This is a genomic window from Isoptericola sp. NPDC056134 (assembly GCF_042264825.1).
Taxonomy (GTDB): Bacteria; Actinomycetota; Actinomycetes; order Actinomycetales; family Cellulomonadaceae; genus Isoptericola; species Isoptericola nanjingensis.
This window is the reverse complement of the sequence record NZ_JBHJVM010000005.1, coordinates 155,937-172,182: the sequence shown is the minus strand read 5'-3', so window position 1 is coordinate 172,182 and position 16,246 is coordinate 155,937. Positions and strand designations below refer to the sequence as shown.

Genomic DNA, 16,246 nt, shown 5'->3' with positions numbered 1-16,246 from the left:
ACGACGATGAGGAGAGCTCGTGCAGTTCCACCACCACGGTTACGTCTCCGGCGACCCGCGGGTGCTGCCGCCCGCAGGCACCGGCGTGGACCGGCCCGACGAGCTGCCCGACGAGGTCGACGTGCTCGTCGTCGGCTCGGGCCCGGCGGGCATGCTGCTCGCCGCGCAGATGTCGCGGTACCCCGGCGTCACGACCCGCCTCATCGAGAGGCGCGAGGGCCGGCTGGTGCTCGGCCAGGCCGACGGCATCCAGCCGCGCAGCGTCGAGACCTTCGACGCCTTCGGCTTCGCGGAGCGGATCATCGCCGAGGCCTACAACATCGGCTGGATGAACTTCTGGGGCCCCGACCCCGAGAACCCGAAGCACATCGTGCGCACCTCGCGCACCGAGGACTACGGCCTCAAGATCAGCGAGTACCCGCACCTCATCGTCAACCAGGCCCGCGTGCTCGACTACTTCGCCGAGGCCGCCGCGCTGGGCCCCGCCCGCATCGTGCCCGACTACGGCGTGGAGTTCCTCGGCCTCACCGTGCACGAGGGGGACGAGCACCCCGTCGAGGTGCGCGTCCGGTACGTGGGCGGCGTTCGCGCGGGGGAGGAGCGGACCGTCCGGGCCAGGTACGTCGCCGGGTGCGACGGCGCCCGCAGCGCGGTGCGCGAGGCGATCGGGCGCAAGCACGTCGGCGAGCTCGCGGCGCACGCCTGGGGCGTGATGGACGTGCTCGTCAACACCGACTTCCCCGACTGGCGCACCAAGTGCGCGATCAACTCCGAGGCCGGGAACATCCTGCTCATCCCCCGCGAGGGCGGGTATCTCTGCCGTGTCTACGTGGACCTCGGCGAGGTCGCCGCGGACGACCACCACCGGGTGCGCAGCACGCCGATCGAGGAGATCGTGGGGCGGGCCAACGAGATCCTCACGCCCTACGCCCTCGACGTGAAGGAGGTGGCCTGGCACAGCGTGTACGAGGTCGGCCACCGCGTCACCGACAAGTTCGACGACGTGCCCGACGGCGAGGAGCACCGCACCCCGCGCGTCTTCCTCACCGGCGACGCCTGCCACACGCACAGCGCCAAGGCCGGGCAGGGGATGAACGTGTCCATGCAGGACGGGTTCAACCTGGGCTGGAAGCTCGGGTCCGTGCTCACGGGCCTCAGCCCCGAGTCGCTCCTGGCCACGTACTCCGCCGAGCGGCAGCCCGTGGCGCAGCAGCTCATCGACTTCGACCGCGAGTGGTCCAGCCTCATGGCCCGCAAGCCTGAGGAGATCTCCGACCCGCAGGAGCTGGCCCACTACTACCTCGCGACGTCCGAGTTCCCGTCCGGGTTCATGACGCGGTACGAGCCGTCGGCGATCGTGGGAGGCTCCGCCCGGCAGGAGCTGGCCGCGGGGTTCCCGCTCGGCAAGCGGTTCAAGTCCGCCGAGGTGACGCGCGTCTGCGACGGCAACGCCGTGCACCTGGGGCACCACGCCAAGGCCGACGGCCGGTGGCGGGTCTACGCGTTCGCCGACGCCGCCGCGCCGGGCGAGGGCTCCGCCCTGGACGCCTGGGCGGCCTGGCTCGCCTCGCCCGGGTCGCCCCTGGCCCGGTTCACCCCCGAGGGGTCCGACGTCGACGCCGTCCTCGACGTGAAGGTCGTCTACCAGCAGGCCTTCCAGGACGTCGACCTCGCGGCCGTGCCCGACGTGTTCCGCCCCCGGACCGGCCCGCTGGGGCTCACCGACTGGGAGAAGGTGTACGCCGCCGGGCCCACCGTGTGGACCTCGGGCGACATCTTCGCGGAGCGCGAGCTGTCCCGCGACGGCGTGGTCGTCGTCGTGCGCCCCGACCAGTACGTGGCGCACGTGCTGCCGCTCGACGCCACCGACGAGCTCGCCGAGTTCTTCGCCGGGGTGTTCGTCGGCCGCTGAGCTATCGTCCCCAGGACGCTGACCGCGATCGAGGGGAGCAGGCCGTGCTCGTCCGCCACCGGGGGGTCGCCCCGTCCGTCCACCCGACCGCGTGGGTCGCCCCGACCGCCGTGCTCGTCGGGGACGTGACCGTCGCGGCCGGGGCCCGCGTGCTGCACGGCGCCGTCCTGAGCGCCGAGGACGGCGCCGTCGTCGTGGGCGAGGACAGCGTGGTCATGGAGCACGCTCTCGTCCGCGGGCGGGCCGGCCACGACGCGCGGATCGGTGCCGCCGTCCTGGTGGGCCCGCACGCCCACGTCAACGGCAGCGCGGTCGAAGACGAGGTGTTCGTCGCGACCGGGGCCGCGCTGTTCCCCGGCAGCCGGATCGGCACCGGGGCCGAGGTGCGCATCCACGGGGTGGTGCAGGTCAACACCGTGCTCCCGCCCGGGGCGCTCGTGCCGATCGGCTGGGTCGCGGTGGGCGACCCCGCGCAGATCCTGCCGCCCGACCGGCACGACGACATCTGGGCGGTGCAGCGCGAGCTCGACTTCCCCGGCACGGTCTACGGCGTGGGGCGCGACGTGCCGATGCGCGAGCTGATGCGCCGCCAGTCGGACCTCTATGGTGCGCACCGCGACGACGAGGTGCTGCCGGGGTGACGCGTGGGCGATCATCGTCCGCATGACGCTGACGCTCCGCCCTCCACGGCTCGACGACGAGGCCGCGCTGCGGCGCATGCACGACCAGCTCGCGCCGGACGGGTTCACGTTCCTCCAGCACGGCGGGACGTGGGAGCAGGTGATCGCGGCCGTGCGTCGCGAGTCGCTCGGGGAGGGCCTCGCCCCGGGGCGGGTGCGGTGCGACTTCCTCGTCGCCGAGGTCGACGGCGTCCCCGTGGGCCGGGTGTCCGTGCGGCACGAGCTCACCGACTACCTGCGCGAGATCGGCGGGCACGTCGGGTACGCGGTCGCGCCGGAGCACCGCCGTCGGGGGTACGCGACGGCGATGCTGCGGCAGTCCGTCGAGCTCCTCGCCGAGGGCGGCGTCGAACGGGTTCTCGTCACCTGCGACGTCGACAACGTCGGCTCCGCCGCCGTCATCGAGGCGTGCGGCGGCGTGCTGGAGGACGTGCGCACGCGCGGCGACCAGACGAAGCGGCGCTACTGGATCGCCGCGGCCGGATGACCGACCTCCTGCGCGTGCGTGAGTGGGGCGAGGGGGACCGCACCGCGGTGCTGCTGCACGGCTTCATGGGGTCCGCGGACTCCTGGTGGCGGGTCGGACCTGCGCTCGCGGAGGCCGGCTGGCGGGTCCTCGCGCCCGACCTGCCCGGGCACGGCCGGTCCCCGCGCGACCCGCGGCTCACCGTGCCGCGGGCGGCGCGTGCCGTCGTCGCGACGCTCCGCGCGAGGACCGTCGTCGCCCCCGGGCTCGCCGTCGGCCACTCCTTCGGCGGGGTGGTGCTGGCCGCCGCGCGCGAGGAGCTGCGGCCCGCGCGGACCGTGCTGGTGGACGCCGTGCCCCGGTTCCACGGTGGTGGTGCCCGGGCGGCGCTGCTCGCCGGCTACGCCCGCGACCGGCGCGCCCGCACCGCGGACGAGCTGCGTCGCACCCGGCCGCACTACGGCGACGAGGACGTGCGCGTCGAGGCCGCGGCGGCGGACGCGTTCGACCCGGAGACCGGGGCGGCCGTCGCCTCCTCCGCCGACGGTGCGTGGCCGCTCCCGGACGGTGCCGTCGTGATCCGGGCGTCGCCGAGCGCGTTCGTCGCCGACGAGGACGCGGCGGCCCTGGCGCGGGACGGGGTCGTGGTGCGCGACGTGCCGGGGGCGGCGCACTCCGTCTGGTACAGCCACTACGACGCGTTCATGGCGGCGCTCCGCGCGTCGTTGCCGGGCTGACCGGTCAGGCGGCGCGCGACGACCAGCCGTCGCGCCGATACTGGGGGGCGACCAGGAGTGCCCAGCGGCCGAGGAGGGCCCGACGATGGCCGACCTGATGATCGACTACATCACCTCGCTCGACGGGTTCGGATCCGCCGACGGGTGGCCCGGCCTGTGGGGGATGGGCGGGCCGGACTACTTCGCGTTCCTCGAGGAGGAGGGCCGGCAGGATTACACGACCCTGCTGGGCGCCACGACCTACCGGATGTTCGCCGAGTTCGCGGAGACCGGCGAGGAGGAGATGGCCGAGGTCACCGCCCGTCCCAAGATCGTGTTCTCCCGTACGCTCACCGAGCCGCTGGGGTGGGCGAACACCACCCTCGTCGCGGGTGACGCCGTCGAGGCCGTGCGTGCGATGAAGCACGCCGACGTCCCGCTCCGGACCATCGGCAGCCCCAGCCTGTGCCGTTCCCTGCTGCGGGCGGGACTCGTCGACCGCGTGCGGGTCGTCGTCTTCCCCGTCGTCAACGGTGCGACCGGCCACGACCGGCTCTACGACGGCTGGCCGGACGTCCGCCTCGAGCTCCTCGACAGCCGGACCCTCGACGGCCGCCTCGCGCTGCTCGAGTACGCCCCGACCGTGCTGGACGGGCCGCCCGGCGCGGACTGAGCCGACCGTCAGAAGGGTGGCAGCCCAGGTTCGGGTGCCAGTGGTGCTGAGGGAGGGAAGTACCCCGCCCCGTCGGACACCGGCGCCTCGGTCGCGGACTCGCGTGCGAGATGCTCGGCTGCGGTGGCCCACTCGTCCAGGTGGTCGAGGGTGTGGTCGGCGGTGCCGGGGCTGGTGAGGTAGGTGCGGCCGCGGGGTGAGGTCCAGGCCAGGACGCCGTGGTCGAGCTGTTCGACCTGCCAGCGCGACTCGTGCTTGAGCGTGTGGTGCTTGCGGCACAGCGAGGCGAGGTTGCCCGCGTCGGTGGCGCCGCCGTCGGCCCAGGCGGTGGTGTGGTCGACGTCGCAGCGGCGTGCGGGCACGCGGCAGCCGGGGAACCGGCACGTCAGGTCGCGCTGGGTGAGGAAGGCGCGCAGGTCGGCGGGCACGACGTAGCTGCGCCGGTCCACGGTGAGCATGGCGCCCATGACGGGGTCGGTCAGTACGCGCCGGAGCGTGGGGGCGCGCGCGACCAGGTGTCGGGCGGTCTCCGCGTCGATCGGTGTCGTGCCGTCCAGCAACCCGGATCCCTCGCCGGTGCCGGCCAGCGTGGTGACCGGCACCGTCACGTGCACCACGGGACGGATCGCGCGCGCCAGCGTGGCCAACGGGTCCGGCGGCAGGTCCGGTGGAGGGCCGGGTGGGGGTGGTTCGGGTGGGAGCAGGTCTGGAGGGAGCCGATCGGGCGCCCGGCCTGCGGGGCCGCGCCCCTCGTCGCCGAGCAGGAGGGCGGTCAGCGTGGCGGCGCGCAGCTGCCCCACCCCGCGTGGATCCCCGGCGTCCTTGGCGCGCGCGGCGGTGCGGGTCAACCGGTCGTGGATCGCGTGGGCGACCGGGGTGGGCAGGTGCGCGGTCAGCCAGGACATCCCGTCGGCGCCGTCGTCGACCCACGCGTCCGCGCGCAGGGCCGCGGCCTCGTAGCGGACTTCCGCGGGCACCGGGTGCAGCCGGTCCCGGGCCGCGCGGGCCAGTGCCCCGAACCGCGCCGCCGTCAGGGCGGGAGCCCGATCCAGGACCGCCCGCTCGACCTGCGCGGCCACCGCGGCAGGCAGGTCGGCGACGGCGTCCGCAAGCTTCGACGCGTGCTGATAGGAGATGGCCCCCGCGCACAGCGCGTCTAGCGTCGCGGTCGCCTTCGAGGTCAGGACATCCGCGTCCGCGAGCCACCCCTGCGCGACGTGCTCGCTCACCCCGAGCGCGCACGCCACCTCCGCCACCAGCGCGCGGTGCGCGACCGAGCCGCGGCGCCCTGTCGGCGCGGCCATCACCCGCGACACCTCGAGGTCCAGCATCGCCACCTCGTCCGTCGAGGCAAGGACCTCGGCCAACGCCGCCGTGCGCCGTCCAGCCGCCGCGTTCGCCACCACCTGCGCGTCCGCGGCCTCGTCCAGGGCACCGTCCAGCCGCGAGGCGGCGATGCCCTGGCCTGTCGTCATGGAGCAAGTCAACCAGCCGCCACCGACACTCGTTCGAACAGGCGTTCGACCTGCGGGAAAGTCTGTGGAGGACGGCTGGCATGCCGGCGGTCAGGTCTCGGGATATACCTCGACGTCGAACTTGAGGAGGACGGGCCGTCCGTTCGTCATCCCCGCGCACTCGGGCCCGCCCGACGCCGTCCGGCCGCGCCGCTCGACCTCGGCCAGCACAGCGTCGTCGCTCGGGCCGGTGCCAGCCGCCCCGGAGGCGTGGACGATCCGCTGCGCCTCGGCGCGGTCGGCGACCTCCAGCTCGATCCGCATCGTCGGCATGGGGCCGGGCTAGATGCCGGCGAGTGGGTCAGCGGGTCCGGTTCACGCGCAGGATCTCCTCCTGGTACGGGGCGACGACGGTGGGGGACACGCGGCAGTCGAGCATGAGGAAGCGGCGCCGGTCGACGGGCTCGCGCGCCCAGGTGCCGAGGCGGTCGAGGTCGGCGAGGCTGCGCACGACGACGCCCTCCGCGCCGACGGCGGCGGCGAGCGCGGCGAAGTCGGTCTCGGGGATACGCATGGGCTCCTCGGCGAGGCCCTGGCGCCCGTAGACGTGCACCTCGGCGCCGTAGACGGCGTCGTTCCACACGACGGCGACGCCGCGGCCGCCCGCGGTGCGCACGGCGGTCTCGAGGTCGGCCAGGGCCATGAGCCCGCCGCCGTCACCGGTGGTGAGCACGACGGTGGCGTCCGGCCGGGCCGCGGCCGCGCCGGCGACGCTGGGGAAGCCGAGCCCGATGGACTGGAAGGCGGTGCCGACCATCATCATCCGGTCGGGCGACGCCACGGGCCAGTACATGTTGGCCCAGCCGATGAAGTGGCCGCCGTCGGACACGACCACCCGGTCGGCGGGGAGCAGCGCGCCGATGCGGCTCGCGACGCCGCGCGGGTCGAGGCGCCCGTCGGCGGCGAGGCCGTCGGCGGGCCCCGTGTCGTAGGTGCGGGCGGCGGCGACGTCCACGGAGTCGCGCCAGCCCGACGGCGCGGCGCCGAGGGCGCGCAGCTCGTCGAGCAGGGCGCCGGTGACGAGCGCGGCGTCGCCGCGGACGAACGAGCCCACGTGGCGGTGCGTCGCGGCCTGCGCGACGTCCACCTGGACCACGCGGGTGCCGGGGGAGAAGAGCTCGCCGAACCGCATCGTGAACTGGTTGAGCGACGCGCCCACGACGACGGCGACGTCCGCCTCGCGCACCAGCGCCATCGCGCCGTCGGCGCCGAACCCGCCGGCGACGCCGAGGTCGTACCGGCCGTCGGGGAAGACGCCGCGGCCCAGCGCCGTCGTCGTCGTGAGCGCGCCGGTGGCGTCCGCGAGCTCGCCCAGCGCCGTGCTCGCGCCGGCCAGCCAGGCGCCGCGGCCCGCGAGGAGCAGGGGGCGCTCGGCCCCGGCGAGGGCGTGCGCGAGCTCGGTGATCGCGGCGGCGTCGAACGGGCCGGCGGGCGCGAGGGGCCCGGGGAGGGCGGGCTCGGGCGCCTCGGGCACCGGGCCGGCCTCGAGCGCGGCGACGTCGTAGGGGATGGCCAGCACGACGGGTACGCGGTAGGTGAGCGAGTGCTCGACGGCGATCACGGTGGTCGCCGCGGCGTCCGCGCGGCCGACGGTATAGGTGCGCGCGCCGACGGCGGCGGCCAGCGCGATCTGGTCCACGTCCCACGGGCGGGGGCCCGACGTCGGCTCGTCGCCCGCGAGGAGCACGAGCGGCACGCGGGCCTGCGCGGCCTCGGCGAGCGCCGTCAACGTGTTGGTGAAGCCGGCGCCGTAGGTGACGGTCGCGGCGGCGATGCGGCCGGAGGCGCGGAAGTAGGCGTCGGCGGCGACGACGCCGCCGGCCTCGTGCCGGACGGCGGTGAACCGGGCGGCCGCGGTGCGCTCGACGTCGTCGAGGAACCAGGCGTTGCCGTTGCCCATGACGCCGAAGACGTGGTCGACGTGCTGGGCGAGGGTGCGGGCGACATGCGCGGACACGGTGGGCACGGGGCCTCCAGGGGGACAGTGACGGATGAGTGGTGCGGTCCGTATGTGTCCCGTGCGGTCCCGACGCCGGGTCCGACGTGCTGGCTGTGCAGCGTGACTGCCGGTGACCGGGCTGCCGTGCGCCCCTTTTTCGAGCGCAAGGCGGCGCGGGTCCGCCTCGACGCCGCGAGTATATCCACCGGCCGGGCGCGATCTTCGACGGGGTCTTGTGGGGGCGTACCGTCAGGCGTAACTTACCGTAAGTGGCTACTGACATATCGGGATTCGCCGCCCTGGCGGACCCCACACGGCGCGAGATCTACGAGCGCGTCGCGGCCCGGCCGTCGTCGGTCGGGGAGCTCGCCGCCGGGTTGCCCGTGAGCCGCCCGGCCGTCTCGCAGCACCTGCGCGTGCTCAAGGACGCCCGGCTGGTCGCCGACGAGGCCGTCGGCACCCGCCGCGTCTACCGCGCCGACCCCGAGGGGCTCGCGATGCTCCGCGAGTACCTGGACCTGTTCTGGCGCCGTTCGCTCGACAGCTTCGCCTCCGTCGCAGAGGAGACCTTCCATGACCACCCCGACCCGACCTGAGACGGACGCCGGCCACCACGCCGTGTCCGTGGCGGTGGACGTCGCCGCCCCGCGCGCGCACGTCTTCGACGTGTTCACGCGGCAGACGTCGACCTGGTGGGACCCGGACCACCACCTCCTCGACGACACCGTCGACATGGAGGTCGACCTCCGGGCCGGCGGCTCGATCACCGAGGTCGACGCCGCGGGGAACCGCTGCACGATCGGCCGCGTGCTCGTCGTCGAGCGCCCCGCGCGGTTCGCCTTCACCTGGGACGTGTCACCGCGCTGGGAGGTCGAGACCGACCCCGCGCGCTGCAGCGAGGTGCACGTCTCGTTCGTCGCGGTCGACGAACGCCGCACCCGCGTCGTCCTCGAGCACCGCCACCTCGGACGGCACGGGGACGGCTGGAAGGGGATGCGGGACGCCGTCGGCGGCGCCGACGGCTGGGCCGCCGACGTGCGACGCCTGGCGGAGGTCGCGGGCGCCTGACGGCTACCGGTCGAGGAACAGCTCGATCACCGGCACTGCGACGTCGGGCCGTGCCGTGGGCAGGTGCAGCGTGAGCGTGCCGGGCGGCTGCCCGCCCGGGTTGGTGTTCCACGCCTTCTGGTCCGGGTCGGACACCGACGTGCGCAGCTCGGAGCCGTCGTGCAGCAGCTGGGCGTAGCGCACCCGGTCGGCGAGCCCGCGCAGGTGGACGTGCCCGAAGGGCCACGCGAACAGGTGGACGTAGAGGCGGTCGTCGCGCTGCGTGAGCACGGCGCCGGGCGGCAGGCCGGGGGCGACGGCGGCAGCCAGGTCGGGGTCGGCCGGGCCGGCGCCCCGGATCGAGCGCCCGTGCAGGCGGGTCCACGCCCCGAGCGCGGCGAGCGTGGCGGCGTCGCGGGCAGGCACCGCGCCCCGGCCGTCGGGACCGACGTTCAGGAGCAGGTTGCCGCCCTTGGACACGGTGTCGACGAGCATGCGCACCAGGAGGTCCGGGTCCTTGAACCTCGTGTTGTCGCGGTCGTACCCCCAGCTGCCGTTGAGGGTCTGGCAGGCCTCCCAGACGACGAGCTCGCCCGCGGCGTCGCGCATCGGGGCGTCCGGCTGGTACTGCTCGGGGGTGACGAGGTCGCCGGGGATGCCGAGGCGGTCGTTGACCACGGCCTGGGGCTGCAGCTCGCGGACCATGGCGAGCAGGCCCTCGGCGTCCCAGTCCTCGGGGCGCTTGCCGGGCCAGCCGCGCCGGTCGCGGGTGTCGGTGAAGTCGAAGAAGACGTAGTCGACCGGCCCGTACCCGGTGAGCAGCTCGCGCACCTGGGCGTGCAGGTACTCGCGGTAGCGGGCCATGTCGCGGCCGTCGTTGAGGGCGTGGGCGTCGGGGTCGTCCCGGCGGGGGTGGTCGGCGTCGACCGTGTAGTCGGGGTGGTGCCAGTCGAGGAGCGAGTGGTAGAGCCCCAGCCGCAGGCCCTCGGCACGGACGGCCTCGGCCAGCTCCGCCACGAGGTCGCGCCCGCGGGTGCGGGCGATGCTGTAGTCGCTGACGGCGGAGTCCCACAGGGCGAAGCCGTCGTGGTGCTTGGTGGTCAGCACGACGTACCTCATCCCGGCGTCCTTGGCGGCGCGCACGAGGGCCCGCGCGTCGAACAGGTCCGGGTCGAACACCTCGGCGTAGCGTGCGTACTGCTCGACGGTCTGCTTCTCGAAGCTCATCACCCACTCGTGCCGGGCGGCCGCGGAGTAGAGGCCGAAGTGCACGAAGAGGCCGAAGCGGGCCTCGGTGAACCACGCCTGCTCGGGGCGCAGGGGCGGGGCGGCCGTGGTCATGCGGATCACTCCTCGTCGAGCGGGCGGGGCCGGCTCGGAAGCCGGTCGAGTCGTGCACACAGAGATATGACGTCTTCGCGTGCGATCTGAGGATACTCGGGGCCGACGGGGCTGGCGCAAGCGGATGGTGCGCCTATACATTGGATGAATCAGTCCGCAGGCCGAGGGAGTCCGGATGTCCGACGTCGTCGTCGACGCGCACCACCACCTGTGGGTCCGCGCGCGGCACCCGCAGGACTGGATCGACCCCACGACGATGGCGGCGATCGACGCCGACTTCACCGCCGCCGACCTGCCCGCCGCGTCGCACGACGTCGACGCGACCGTCGTCGTGCAGAGCGTGAGCACCTGGGCAGAGACCGACGACCTGCTCGACGTCGCCGCCTCGCCCGAAGGGCGCGCGGCGCGCATCGCCGGCGTCGTGGGCTGGGCAGACCTCTTCGATCCTGCGCTCGAGGACCGCCTCGCCGCGCTGCGCGAGGGCCCGGTCGGCGACCGCCTCGTCGGGATCCGCACGATGGTGCAGGCCGAGCCCGACCCGGGCTACCTCGACCGCCCCGACGTGCACGCCGGCATCGCGGCCGTCGGCGCGGCAGGCCTGCCGTTCGACCTCGTGGTCCGCGCCGACCAGCTCGCGTCGTGCGGCCGACTCGCCGCCGCCCTGCCCGACACCCGGTTCGTGCTCGACCACCTCGCCAAGCCGCCGCTCGCGGCGCTGCCCGACGTTCCGGCCGCCCTGGACGCCTGGCGCGCCGACCTGGCGGCGCTCGCGGCCCGCCCGAACGTCGTCGCGAAGCTGTCCGGGCTGGTCACGGAGGCGCGCTGGGACTCCTGGACCACGGCGGACCTGCGCCCCGCCGCCGACCACGCGCTCGAGGTCTTCGGTCCCGACCGCCTCCTGCTCGGCAGCGACTGGCCCGTCTGCCTCCTCGCCTCCGGCTACGGGCGCTGGTGGGCCGCCGCCGACGAGCTGCTGGAGTCCCTGTCCGACGACGAGCGCGCCGCCGTGCGCGGCGGCACCGCCGTCGCCACCTACGGCCTCGCGGTCGACCACCTCACCACCCGCACGAAGGAGCACCCGTGAGCACCGCCCCCCTCGAGAACCCGCCGGAGTTCGCCGGCATCCGCGCGATCGTGACCGGGGGCGCGTCCGGCATCGGCGCGTCCGTCGTGCGCGCCCTGCTCGCCCGCGGCGCCCAGGTGGTCGCGATCGACCGCACGCGGGACGGCGTGCCCGACGGCGCCGGCGCCCAGGTCGCCGACGTCACCGACGACGCCGCGGTGCGCGCCGCCGTCGAGGGCGCGGCCGCCGAGATGGGCGGCATCGACGTCGTCGTGAACAACGCCGGGATCGGCGCGCAGGGCACGGTCGCGGACAACGACGACGCCGAGTGGCTGCGGGTGCTCGACGTCAACGTGCTCGGCATCGTCCGCGTGACGCGGGCGGCGCTGCCGCACCTGCGCGCGTCGGAGCACGCCGCCGTCGTGAACACCGCCTCGATCGCGTCGTGGTCCGGGCTGCCGCAGCGCGCCCTGTACTCCGCGAGCAAGGGTGCCGTGCAGGCGCTCACCCTCGCGATGGCGGCCGACCACGTGCGCGAGGGCGTCCGCGTGACCTGCGTGAACCCCGGCACCGTGGACACGCCGTGGGTGGGGCGGCTGCTCGATGCCGCCCCCGACCCGGCCGCCGAGCGCGCCGCGCTCGCGGCCCGCCAGCCCACCGGGAGGCTGGTGAGCCCGGAGGCCGTCGCGCACGCGGTCTGCTACCTCGCGAGCCCGCTCGCGACCGCCACCACCGGCACCGCGCTCGCCGTCGACGGCGGCATGCACGAGCTGCGCGTGCGCCCGCCGGAGCAGGCGTGAGCGCGCTGCCCTCCCGGGAGGTCCGGGCGACCGGGGTCCGGCTGACCGGCCTCGGCTACGGGGCGGCGCAGGCCGGCAACCTCTACCGGGCGACGACGGACGCGGAGACCCAGGAGGCGGTCGACGCCGCGTGGGACGCGGGCGTCCGCTACTTCGACACGGCGCCGCACTACGGGCTGGGTCTGTCGGAGCGGCGGCTCGGCGCGAGCCTGGCCGGCCGCCCGCGGGACGAGTACGTCGTGTCGACGAAGGTGGGGCGCCTGCTGGTGCCCTCCCCGGAGACGGCGCACGCGAAGGACCCGGACATGTTCGACGTGCCCGCCGCGACGCGGCGGGTGTGGGACTTCTCCCGCGACGGCGTGCTGCGGTCGCTGGAGGCGAGCCTGGAGCGCACCGGCCTGGACCGGGTCGACGTCGTGTACCTGCACGACCCGGACGACCACGAGGAGCAGGCGTTCACCGAGGCCGTCCCGGCGCTGGTGGAGCTTCGCGACCAGGGCGTCGTCGGCGCGATCGGCGCCGGGATGAACCAGTCCGCGATGCTCGCGCGGCTCGTCACCGAGGCGGACGTGGACGTGGTGATGTGCGCGGGCCGGTTCACGCTGCTGGAGCAGCCCGCGCTGGCCGACCTGCTGCCGGCGGCCGCCGCGCGCGGCGCCTCCGTCGTCGTGGCCGGCGTGTACAACTCCGGGCTGCTGGCCCGCGACGTCGTGCCCGACGACGCGACCTACGACTACGCCCCGGCGCCCGCGGCCCTGCTCGACCGCACGCGCCGCATCGCCGCCGCGTGCGCCGAGCACGGCGTCACGCTGCCGCATGCCGCGCTCGCCTACGTCCGCACCCACCCCGCGGTGACGAGCACCGTGGTCGGGCTGCGCACCGCCGACCAGGTGCGGCAGGCCGTGGACCGGCACGCCGCCGTCGTCCCCGCCGACCTGTGGACCCACCTGGTGGGCCGGGGGCTCCTCGCCCCCGAGGCCCACCCCGACGCCTTCGCGTGACGTCCCGTCCGTCCCGCCGCCCGCATGGCGGGACGGATGTGACCGGGACGCGACCCGGGCGCATGATCGAGGCGCCCCCCAGAGAGAACAGAGGACATCGATGCAGCTGCTCCGCCTGGGCCCGGTGGGCCAGGAGATCCCCGCCGTCACCACCGACGGCGCCACCTACGACCTGCGACCGCTGACCGGCGACGTCGACGGCGGCTTCCTCGCCGCCGACGGCATCGCGCGCACGCGCGCCGCCCTCGCCGCCGGCGAGCTGCCCGTGCTCGACGGCGCGGACGGCCTGCGCCGCGGTGCCCCGATCGCGCGGCCCACCGCCGTCGTGTGCGTGGGCCAGAACTACGCCGCGCACGCGCGGGAGTCGGGCGCGGAGCCGCCGCGCCTGCCGATCATCTTCTTCAAGCACCCGAACACGGTGGTCGGCCCGGACGACACGGTGCCGATCCCGCCCGGCTCGGAGAAGGTCGACTGGGAGGTCGAGCTCGCGATCGTCGTCGGGAAGCAGGCGAGCTACCTGCCGTCGCCCGAGGCCGCGCTGGCGCACGTCGCCGGGTACACCGTGGTGGACGACGTGAGCGAGCGGGCCTGGCAGCTCGACGACTCCCTCGGCCAGTGGTCGAAGGGCAAGTGCGGCCCGGCGTTCCTGCCGACGGGCCCCGCGCTGGTGCCCGCCGACGAGGTGGACACGAGCGACCTGCGCCTGCGCTCGTCCGTCAACGGCGAGCCTCGCCAGGACTCGTCGACGACGGACATGATCTTCGGCGTCGCCGAGATCGTGCACCACCTGTCGCAGTACATGACGCTCGAGCCGGGCGACCTGATCTGCACCGGCACCCCCGAGGGTGTCGCGCTGTCCGGCCGGTTCCCGTACCTGGCCGACGGCGACGTCGTCGAGGTCGAGATCGACGGCCTCGGCCGCCAGCGGCACGCGTTCGCCGACGCGCGCGTCCCGGCCGCGGCCACGCGGGGCTGACGTGCTCCGCTACGAGTTGTTGCACCCGGGCCTCGTCGCGGCGCTCGCCGCGGCGGGGCACGGGTCGCGGGTGCTGCTCGCCGACGCGAACTACCCGCACTCCACGGGCGCCCGGCCGGGCGCCGCGCGCGTGCACCTCAACCTGCGGCCCGGCCTGCTGACCGTGGACCAGGTGCTCGAGGTGCTGCTCGACGCCGTGCCCGTCGAGTCCGCTGCCGTCATGGTGCCCGGCGGTGTGGCGGGCGACGTCGTCGCCGCGGGGGAGGAGATCCCCGCGCACACCGGTTACCGGGCGATGCTCGGGGCCGAGGTCGGCTGGGACGAGCTGGACCGCTTCGCGTTCTACGACGCCGCCCGGTCCGACGACGTCGCCCTGCTGGTCGCCACGGGCGACCAGCGCGTCTACGCCAACCTGCTGCTCACGATCGGCGTTCGTCCCCCCGCGACGTAGCGTCGTCGAGGGGCTCCGCCGGGTCGGCGTCGACGAAGTCGACCAGCATGTCGAAGCTCATCATCTCGAAGATGTCGCGGACCAGCTGCGGAGCGCCGACCACCCGCGGGTGCGGGCCGTTCTCGCACGCGAGGACCACGAGGCGCACGCCGGAGGAGTCGATGAACGTGACCCTGCGCATGTCGAGGGTCTTGCGGCCCTCGCCCGCTGCCTCCAGCGTGGCGTAGACCTCGTGGGCGACGGCGACGTCGATCTCGCCCCACATCTCCCACCGGAGTCCGTCGTCGCTCAGGTTGATACCACCGTGGGTGGCCATGATCCGTTCCTCTCGCGCGCGTCTCCTGCTGGTGACCGGTGGCTTGATCGCAGGCGACGCCCAGTCTAGGTGCGGCCACCGGAGGCTGACCCGCGGGGTCAGTCCTCGGTGGCCTCCGGGCCGGGGAGGGTCTCCTCGACGTCGAGGAGGTGCGCGGCCATGCGCACGCGCGCGGCCTCGGCGTCGCCGGCGGCCAGGGCGCGCCAGACGGCCTCGTGGTCGCGCTGGGTGCGGGCCTCGGCACCCTCCTCGTGCAGCCCCCGCCAGAGCCGCTCCCGAGCGGTGCGGCCGGCGATGGCCTCGACGAGGGCGGTGATCACGGGGTTGCCGCCCTGGTCGGCGACGATCCGGTGGAACGCGGTGTCGGCCTCGATGAAGGCGGCGTGGTCGATCTCGTCCTGCGCGAGGGTGCTCGCCGCTTGCTCGAGCACGACGCGGGCCTCCTCCAGCGCCGCCGGGGTGATGCGGTGGGCGGCCAGGCCGGCGGCCTCGGTCTCGAGCACCCGCCGGACGGCGTGGAAAGGGCGCGCGCTGGTGTCGCCGTGCAGGTCCACGACGAACTGCAGCGAGGACATGAGCCGTGCGGGGTCGAGGCTGGTGACGTACGTGCCGTCGCCCTGGCGGGTGTCGAGGACGCCGAGCACGGTGAGGGCGCGCACCCCCTCACGCAGGGAGCCGCGGGAGACGCCGAGCCGGTCGGCGAGATCCTTCTCCACGGGGAGCCGGTCGCCGGGGCCGAGCTCGCCGCCGGTGATCATGCGGCGGACGCCGTCGACGACCTCATCGGTGCGGGACATGCCCTGGATTATGGCCCAGTTCCCGCACGGGTGCACCGATTCCTCCGATGAATCCGGGGCCGTCCGTGCGTGGGCCCGCCGCGGTCCGTAGCCTGGCGCGATGGCAGACCTCACGCTCGACCGGCTGCTGGACCTGGAGCGCCAGGGGTGGGACGCGCTGTGCCGGAGCACCGGGGGCGCGTTCTACGGCGACCTCATGACGCCCGCCGCGCTCATGGTGCTCGTCGACGGCTCGGTGCTCGACCGCGACGCCGTCGTCGCCTCGCTGGACGGTGCGCCGCCGTGGGACTCCTACGACCTGCGCGACGCGCGCCGCGTCGGTCTCCTGGACGGCGCCGCCGCGCTCGTCTACCGCGCGCGGGCTCTGCGCGGCGACGACCCGCCGTTCGTCGCGCTCATGGCGAGCACCTACGTCGTCGTCGACGGCGAGCCCCGGCTCGTGCTGTACCAGCAGACAGCGCTGTGGGGGGGGGGGGGGGGGGGGTCTCCCCAAGAGACGGGGGGCCAACCCCCCCTCCCACGTCGGGGGGTGGTCGGGGGGGGAGAGGGGACCT

Annotated in this window: 19 protein-coding genes; 13 read left to right on the top strand and 6 right to left on the bottom strand. The window is 74.9% G+C overall.

Annotated features, from left to right (window positions below; genetic code table 11):
• Window positions 1-19: 19 nt before the first annotated feature.
• From ACFCZN_RS07235 to ACFCZN_RS07215, 5 genes are all read left to right on the top strand, one after another.
• Window positions 20-1,912: an FAD-dependent monooxygenase gene (locus ACFCZN_RS07235; protein ID WP_429765613.1), complete on the top strand. Its 1,893-nt coding sequence runs from the start codon at window positions 20-22 to the stop codon at window positions 1,910-1,912.
• A 44-nt stretch (window positions 1,913-1,956) separates the two neighbouring features.
• Window positions 1,957-2,553, top strand: a complete 597-nt coding sequence (locus ACFCZN_RS07230) for a gamma carbonic anhydrase family protein (protein WP_430556312.1) — start codon at window positions 1,957-1,959, stop codon at window positions 2,551-2,553.
• 22 nt (window positions 2,554-2,575) lie between these two features.
• A complete protein-coding gene (locus ACFCZN_RS07225; RefSeq protein ID WP_430556311.1) occupies window positions 2,576-3,079 on the top strand; it encodes a GNAT family N-acetyltransferase in 504 nt (167 codons plus the stop codon).
• Complete coding sequence (locus ACFCZN_RS07220; protein ID WP_430556310.1) at window positions 3,076-3,795, top strand: alpha/beta hydrolase; 720 nt, start codon at window positions 3,076-3,078, stop codon at window positions 3,793-3,795. Before ACFCZN_RS07225 ends, ACFCZN_RS07220 begins: the two co-directional genes overlap by 4 nt.
• A gap of 85 nt (window positions 3,796-3,880) precedes the next feature.
• Window positions 3,881-4,447: a dihydrofolate reductase family protein gene (locus ACFCZN_RS07215; RefSeq protein ID WP_429765620.1), complete on the top strand. Its 567-nt coding sequence runs from the start codon at window positions 3,881-3,883 to the stop codon at window positions 4,445-4,447.
• A gap of 8 nt (window positions 4,448-4,455) precedes the next feature.
• Here the strand turns inward: ACFCZN_RS07215 and ACFCZN_RS07210 are convergent, their stop codons facing one another.
• The 3 genes from ACFCZN_RS07210 to ACFCZN_RS07200 all read right to left on the bottom strand — a co-directional run bounded on the left by ACFCZN_RS07210 (window position 4,456) and on the right by ACFCZN_RS07200 (window position 7,927).
• Window positions 4,456-5,922, bottom strand: coding sequence for a DUF222 domain-containing protein (locus tag ACFCZN_RS07210; RefSeq protein WP_430556309.1), 1,467 nt, complete (start codon window positions 5,920-5,922; stop codon window positions 4,456-4,458).
• A 90-nt stretch (window positions 5,923-6,012) separates the two neighbouring features.
• Window positions 6,013-6,234, bottom strand: a complete 222-nt coding sequence (locus ACFCZN_RS07205; RefSeq protein WP_429765624.1) for a hypothetical protein — start codon at window positions 6,232-6,234, stop codon at window positions 6,013-6,015.
• Window positions 6,235-6,262: 28 nt separating this feature from the next.
• Entirely contained in the window at window positions 6,263-7,927 is a 1,665-nt protein-coding gene (locus ACFCZN_RS07200) for a thiamine pyrophosphate-binding protein (RefSeq protein ID WP_430556308.1), read from the bottom strand.
• 242 nt (window positions 7,928-8,169) lie between these two features.
• On the opposite strand from ACFCZN_RS07200, the gene ACFCZN_RS07195 reads away from it, so the two are divergent.
• Together ACFCZN_RS07195 and ACFCZN_RS07190 are read left to right on the top strand one after the other, a co-directional pair.
• Window positions 8,170-8,496, top strand: coding sequence for an ArsR/SmtB family transcription factor (locus ACFCZN_RS07195; protein ID WP_429765628.1), 327 nt, complete (start codon window positions 8,170-8,172; stop codon window positions 8,494-8,496).
• Window positions 8,474-8,968 (top strand): SRPBCC domain-containing protein, encoded by a 495-nt coding sequence (locus ACFCZN_RS07190; RefSeq protein ID WP_430556307.1) that lies wholly within the window; start codon window positions 8,474-8,476, stop codon window positions 8,966-8,968. The genes ACFCZN_RS07195 and ACFCZN_RS07190 overlap by 23 nt, the downstream gene beginning before the upstream one ends.
• Window positions 8,969-8,971: 3 nt before the next feature.
• Here ACFCZN_RS07190 and ACFCZN_RS07185 read toward each other — a convergent pair whose 3' ends face one another.
• A complete protein-coding gene (locus tag ACFCZN_RS07185; RefSeq protein ID WP_430556306.1) occupies window positions 8,972-10,288 on the bottom strand; it encodes an alpha-L-fucosidase in 1,317 nt (438 codons plus the stop codon).
• A gap of 175 nt (window positions 10,289-10,463) precedes the next feature.
• Here ACFCZN_RS07185 and ACFCZN_RS07180 point away from each other — a divergent pair, with 175 nt between their 5' ends.
• The 5 genes from ACFCZN_RS07180 (at window position 10,464) to ACFCZN_RS07160 (ending at window position 14,579) form a co-directional block, all read left to right on the top strand.
• Window positions 10,464-11,372 (top strand): amidohydrolase family protein, encoded by a 909-nt coding sequence (locus ACFCZN_RS07180; protein WP_430556305.1) that lies wholly within the window; start codon window positions 10,464-10,466, stop codon window positions 11,370-11,372.
• Entirely contained in the window at window positions 11,369-12,151 is a 783-nt protein-coding gene (locus ACFCZN_RS07175; protein ID WP_429765636.1) for an SDR family NAD(P)-dependent oxidoreductase, read from the top strand. Before ACFCZN_RS07180 ends, ACFCZN_RS07175 begins: the two co-directional genes overlap by 4 nt.
• Window positions 12,152-12,156: 5 nt before the next feature.
• Entirely contained in the window at window positions 12,157-13,152 is a 996-nt protein-coding gene (locus ACFCZN_RS07170) for an aldo/keto reductase (protein ID WP_430556380.1), read from the top strand.
• Between the two features lie 100 nt (window positions 13,153-13,252).
• Window positions 13,253-14,128: a fumarylacetoacetate hydrolase family protein gene (locus ACFCZN_RS07165; RefSeq protein WP_430556304.1), complete on the top strand. Its 876-nt coding sequence runs from the start codon at window positions 13,253-13,255 to the stop codon at window positions 14,126-14,128.
• A gap of 1 nt (window position 14,129) precedes the next feature.
• Window positions 14,130-14,579 carry an RbsD/FucU domain-containing protein gene (locus tag ACFCZN_RS07160; protein WP_430556303.1) on the top strand — a complete coding sequence of 150 codons (450 nt, stop codon included), beginning with the start codon at window positions 14,130-14,132 and terminating at the stop codon, window positions 14,577-14,579.
• Here ACFCZN_RS07160 and ACFCZN_RS07155 read toward each other — a convergent pair.
• Window positions 14,548-14,895, bottom strand: coding sequence for an STAS domain-containing protein (locus tag ACFCZN_RS07155; RefSeq protein ID WP_430556302.1), 348 nt, complete (start codon window positions 14,893-14,895; stop codon window positions 14,548-14,550). The genes ACFCZN_RS07160 and ACFCZN_RS07155 overlap by 32 nt on opposite strands.
• A 98-nt stretch (window positions 14,896-14,993) precedes the next feature.
• Window positions 14,994-15,692 carry a FadR/GntR family transcriptional regulator gene (locus ACFCZN_RS07150; RefSeq protein WP_430556301.1) on the bottom strand — a complete coding sequence of 233 codons (699 nt, stop codon included), beginning with the start codon at window positions 15,690-15,692 and terminating at the stop codon, window positions 14,994-14,996.
• A gap of 100 nt (window positions 15,693-15,792) precedes the next feature.
• On the opposite strand from ACFCZN_RS07150, the gene ACFCZN_RS07145 reads away from it, so the two are divergent.
• Window positions 15,793-16,246 (top strand): nuclear transport factor 2 family protein (locus tag ACFCZN_RS07145; protein ID WP_430556300.1); only part of this gene is annotated, 454 nt, incomplete at its 3' end.

Excerpts from the sequence above, each read along its gene's own strand:
- ACFCZN_RS07225 (WP_430556311.1), top strand. The coding sequence starts at position 2,576 with ATGACGCTGACGCTCCGCCCTCCACGGCTCGACGACGAGGCCGCGCTG.
- ACFCZN_RS07185 (WP_430556306.1), bottom strand. The coding sequence starts at position 10,288 with ATGACCACGGCCGCCCCGCCCCTGCGCCCCGAGCAGGCGTGGTTCACC.
- ACFCZN_RS07215 (WP_429765620.1), top strand. The coding sequence starts at position 3,881 with ATGGCCGACCTGATGATCGACTACATCACCTCGCTCGACGGGTTCGGA.
- ACFCZN_RS07205 (WP_429765624.1), bottom strand. The coding sequence starts at position 6,234 with ATGCCGACGATGCGGATCGAGCTGGAGGTCGCCGACCGCGCCGAGGCG.
- ACFCZN_RS07155 (WP_430556302.1), bottom strand. The coding sequence starts at position 14,895 with ATGGCCACCCACGGTGGTATCAACCTGAGCGACGACGGACTCCGGTGG.
- ACFCZN_RS07150 (WP_430556301.1), bottom strand. The coding sequence starts at position 15,692 with ATGTCCCGCACCGATGAGGTCGTCGACGGCGTCCGCCGCATGATCACC.
- ACFCZN_RS07190 (WP_430556307.1), top strand. The coding sequence starts at position 8,474 with ATGACCACCCCGACCCGACCTGAGACGGACGCCGGCCACCACGCCGTG.
- ACFCZN_RS07210 (WP_430556309.1), bottom strand. The coding sequence starts at position 5,922 with ATGACGACAGGCCAGGGCATCGCCGCCTCGCGGCTGGACGGTGCCCTG.
- ACFCZN_RS07180 (WP_430556305.1), top strand. The coding sequence starts at position 10,464 with ATGTCCGACGTCGTCGTCGACGCGCACCACCACCTGTGGGTCCGCGCG.
- ACFCZN_RS07165 (WP_430556304.1), top strand. The coding sequence starts at position 13,253 with ATGCAGCTGCTCCGCCTGGGCCCGGTGGGCCAGGAGATCCCCGCCGTC.
- ACFCZN_RS07220 (WP_430556310.1), top strand. The coding sequence starts at position 3,076 with ATGACCGACCTCCTGCGCGTGCGTGAGTGGGGCGAGGGGGACCGCACC.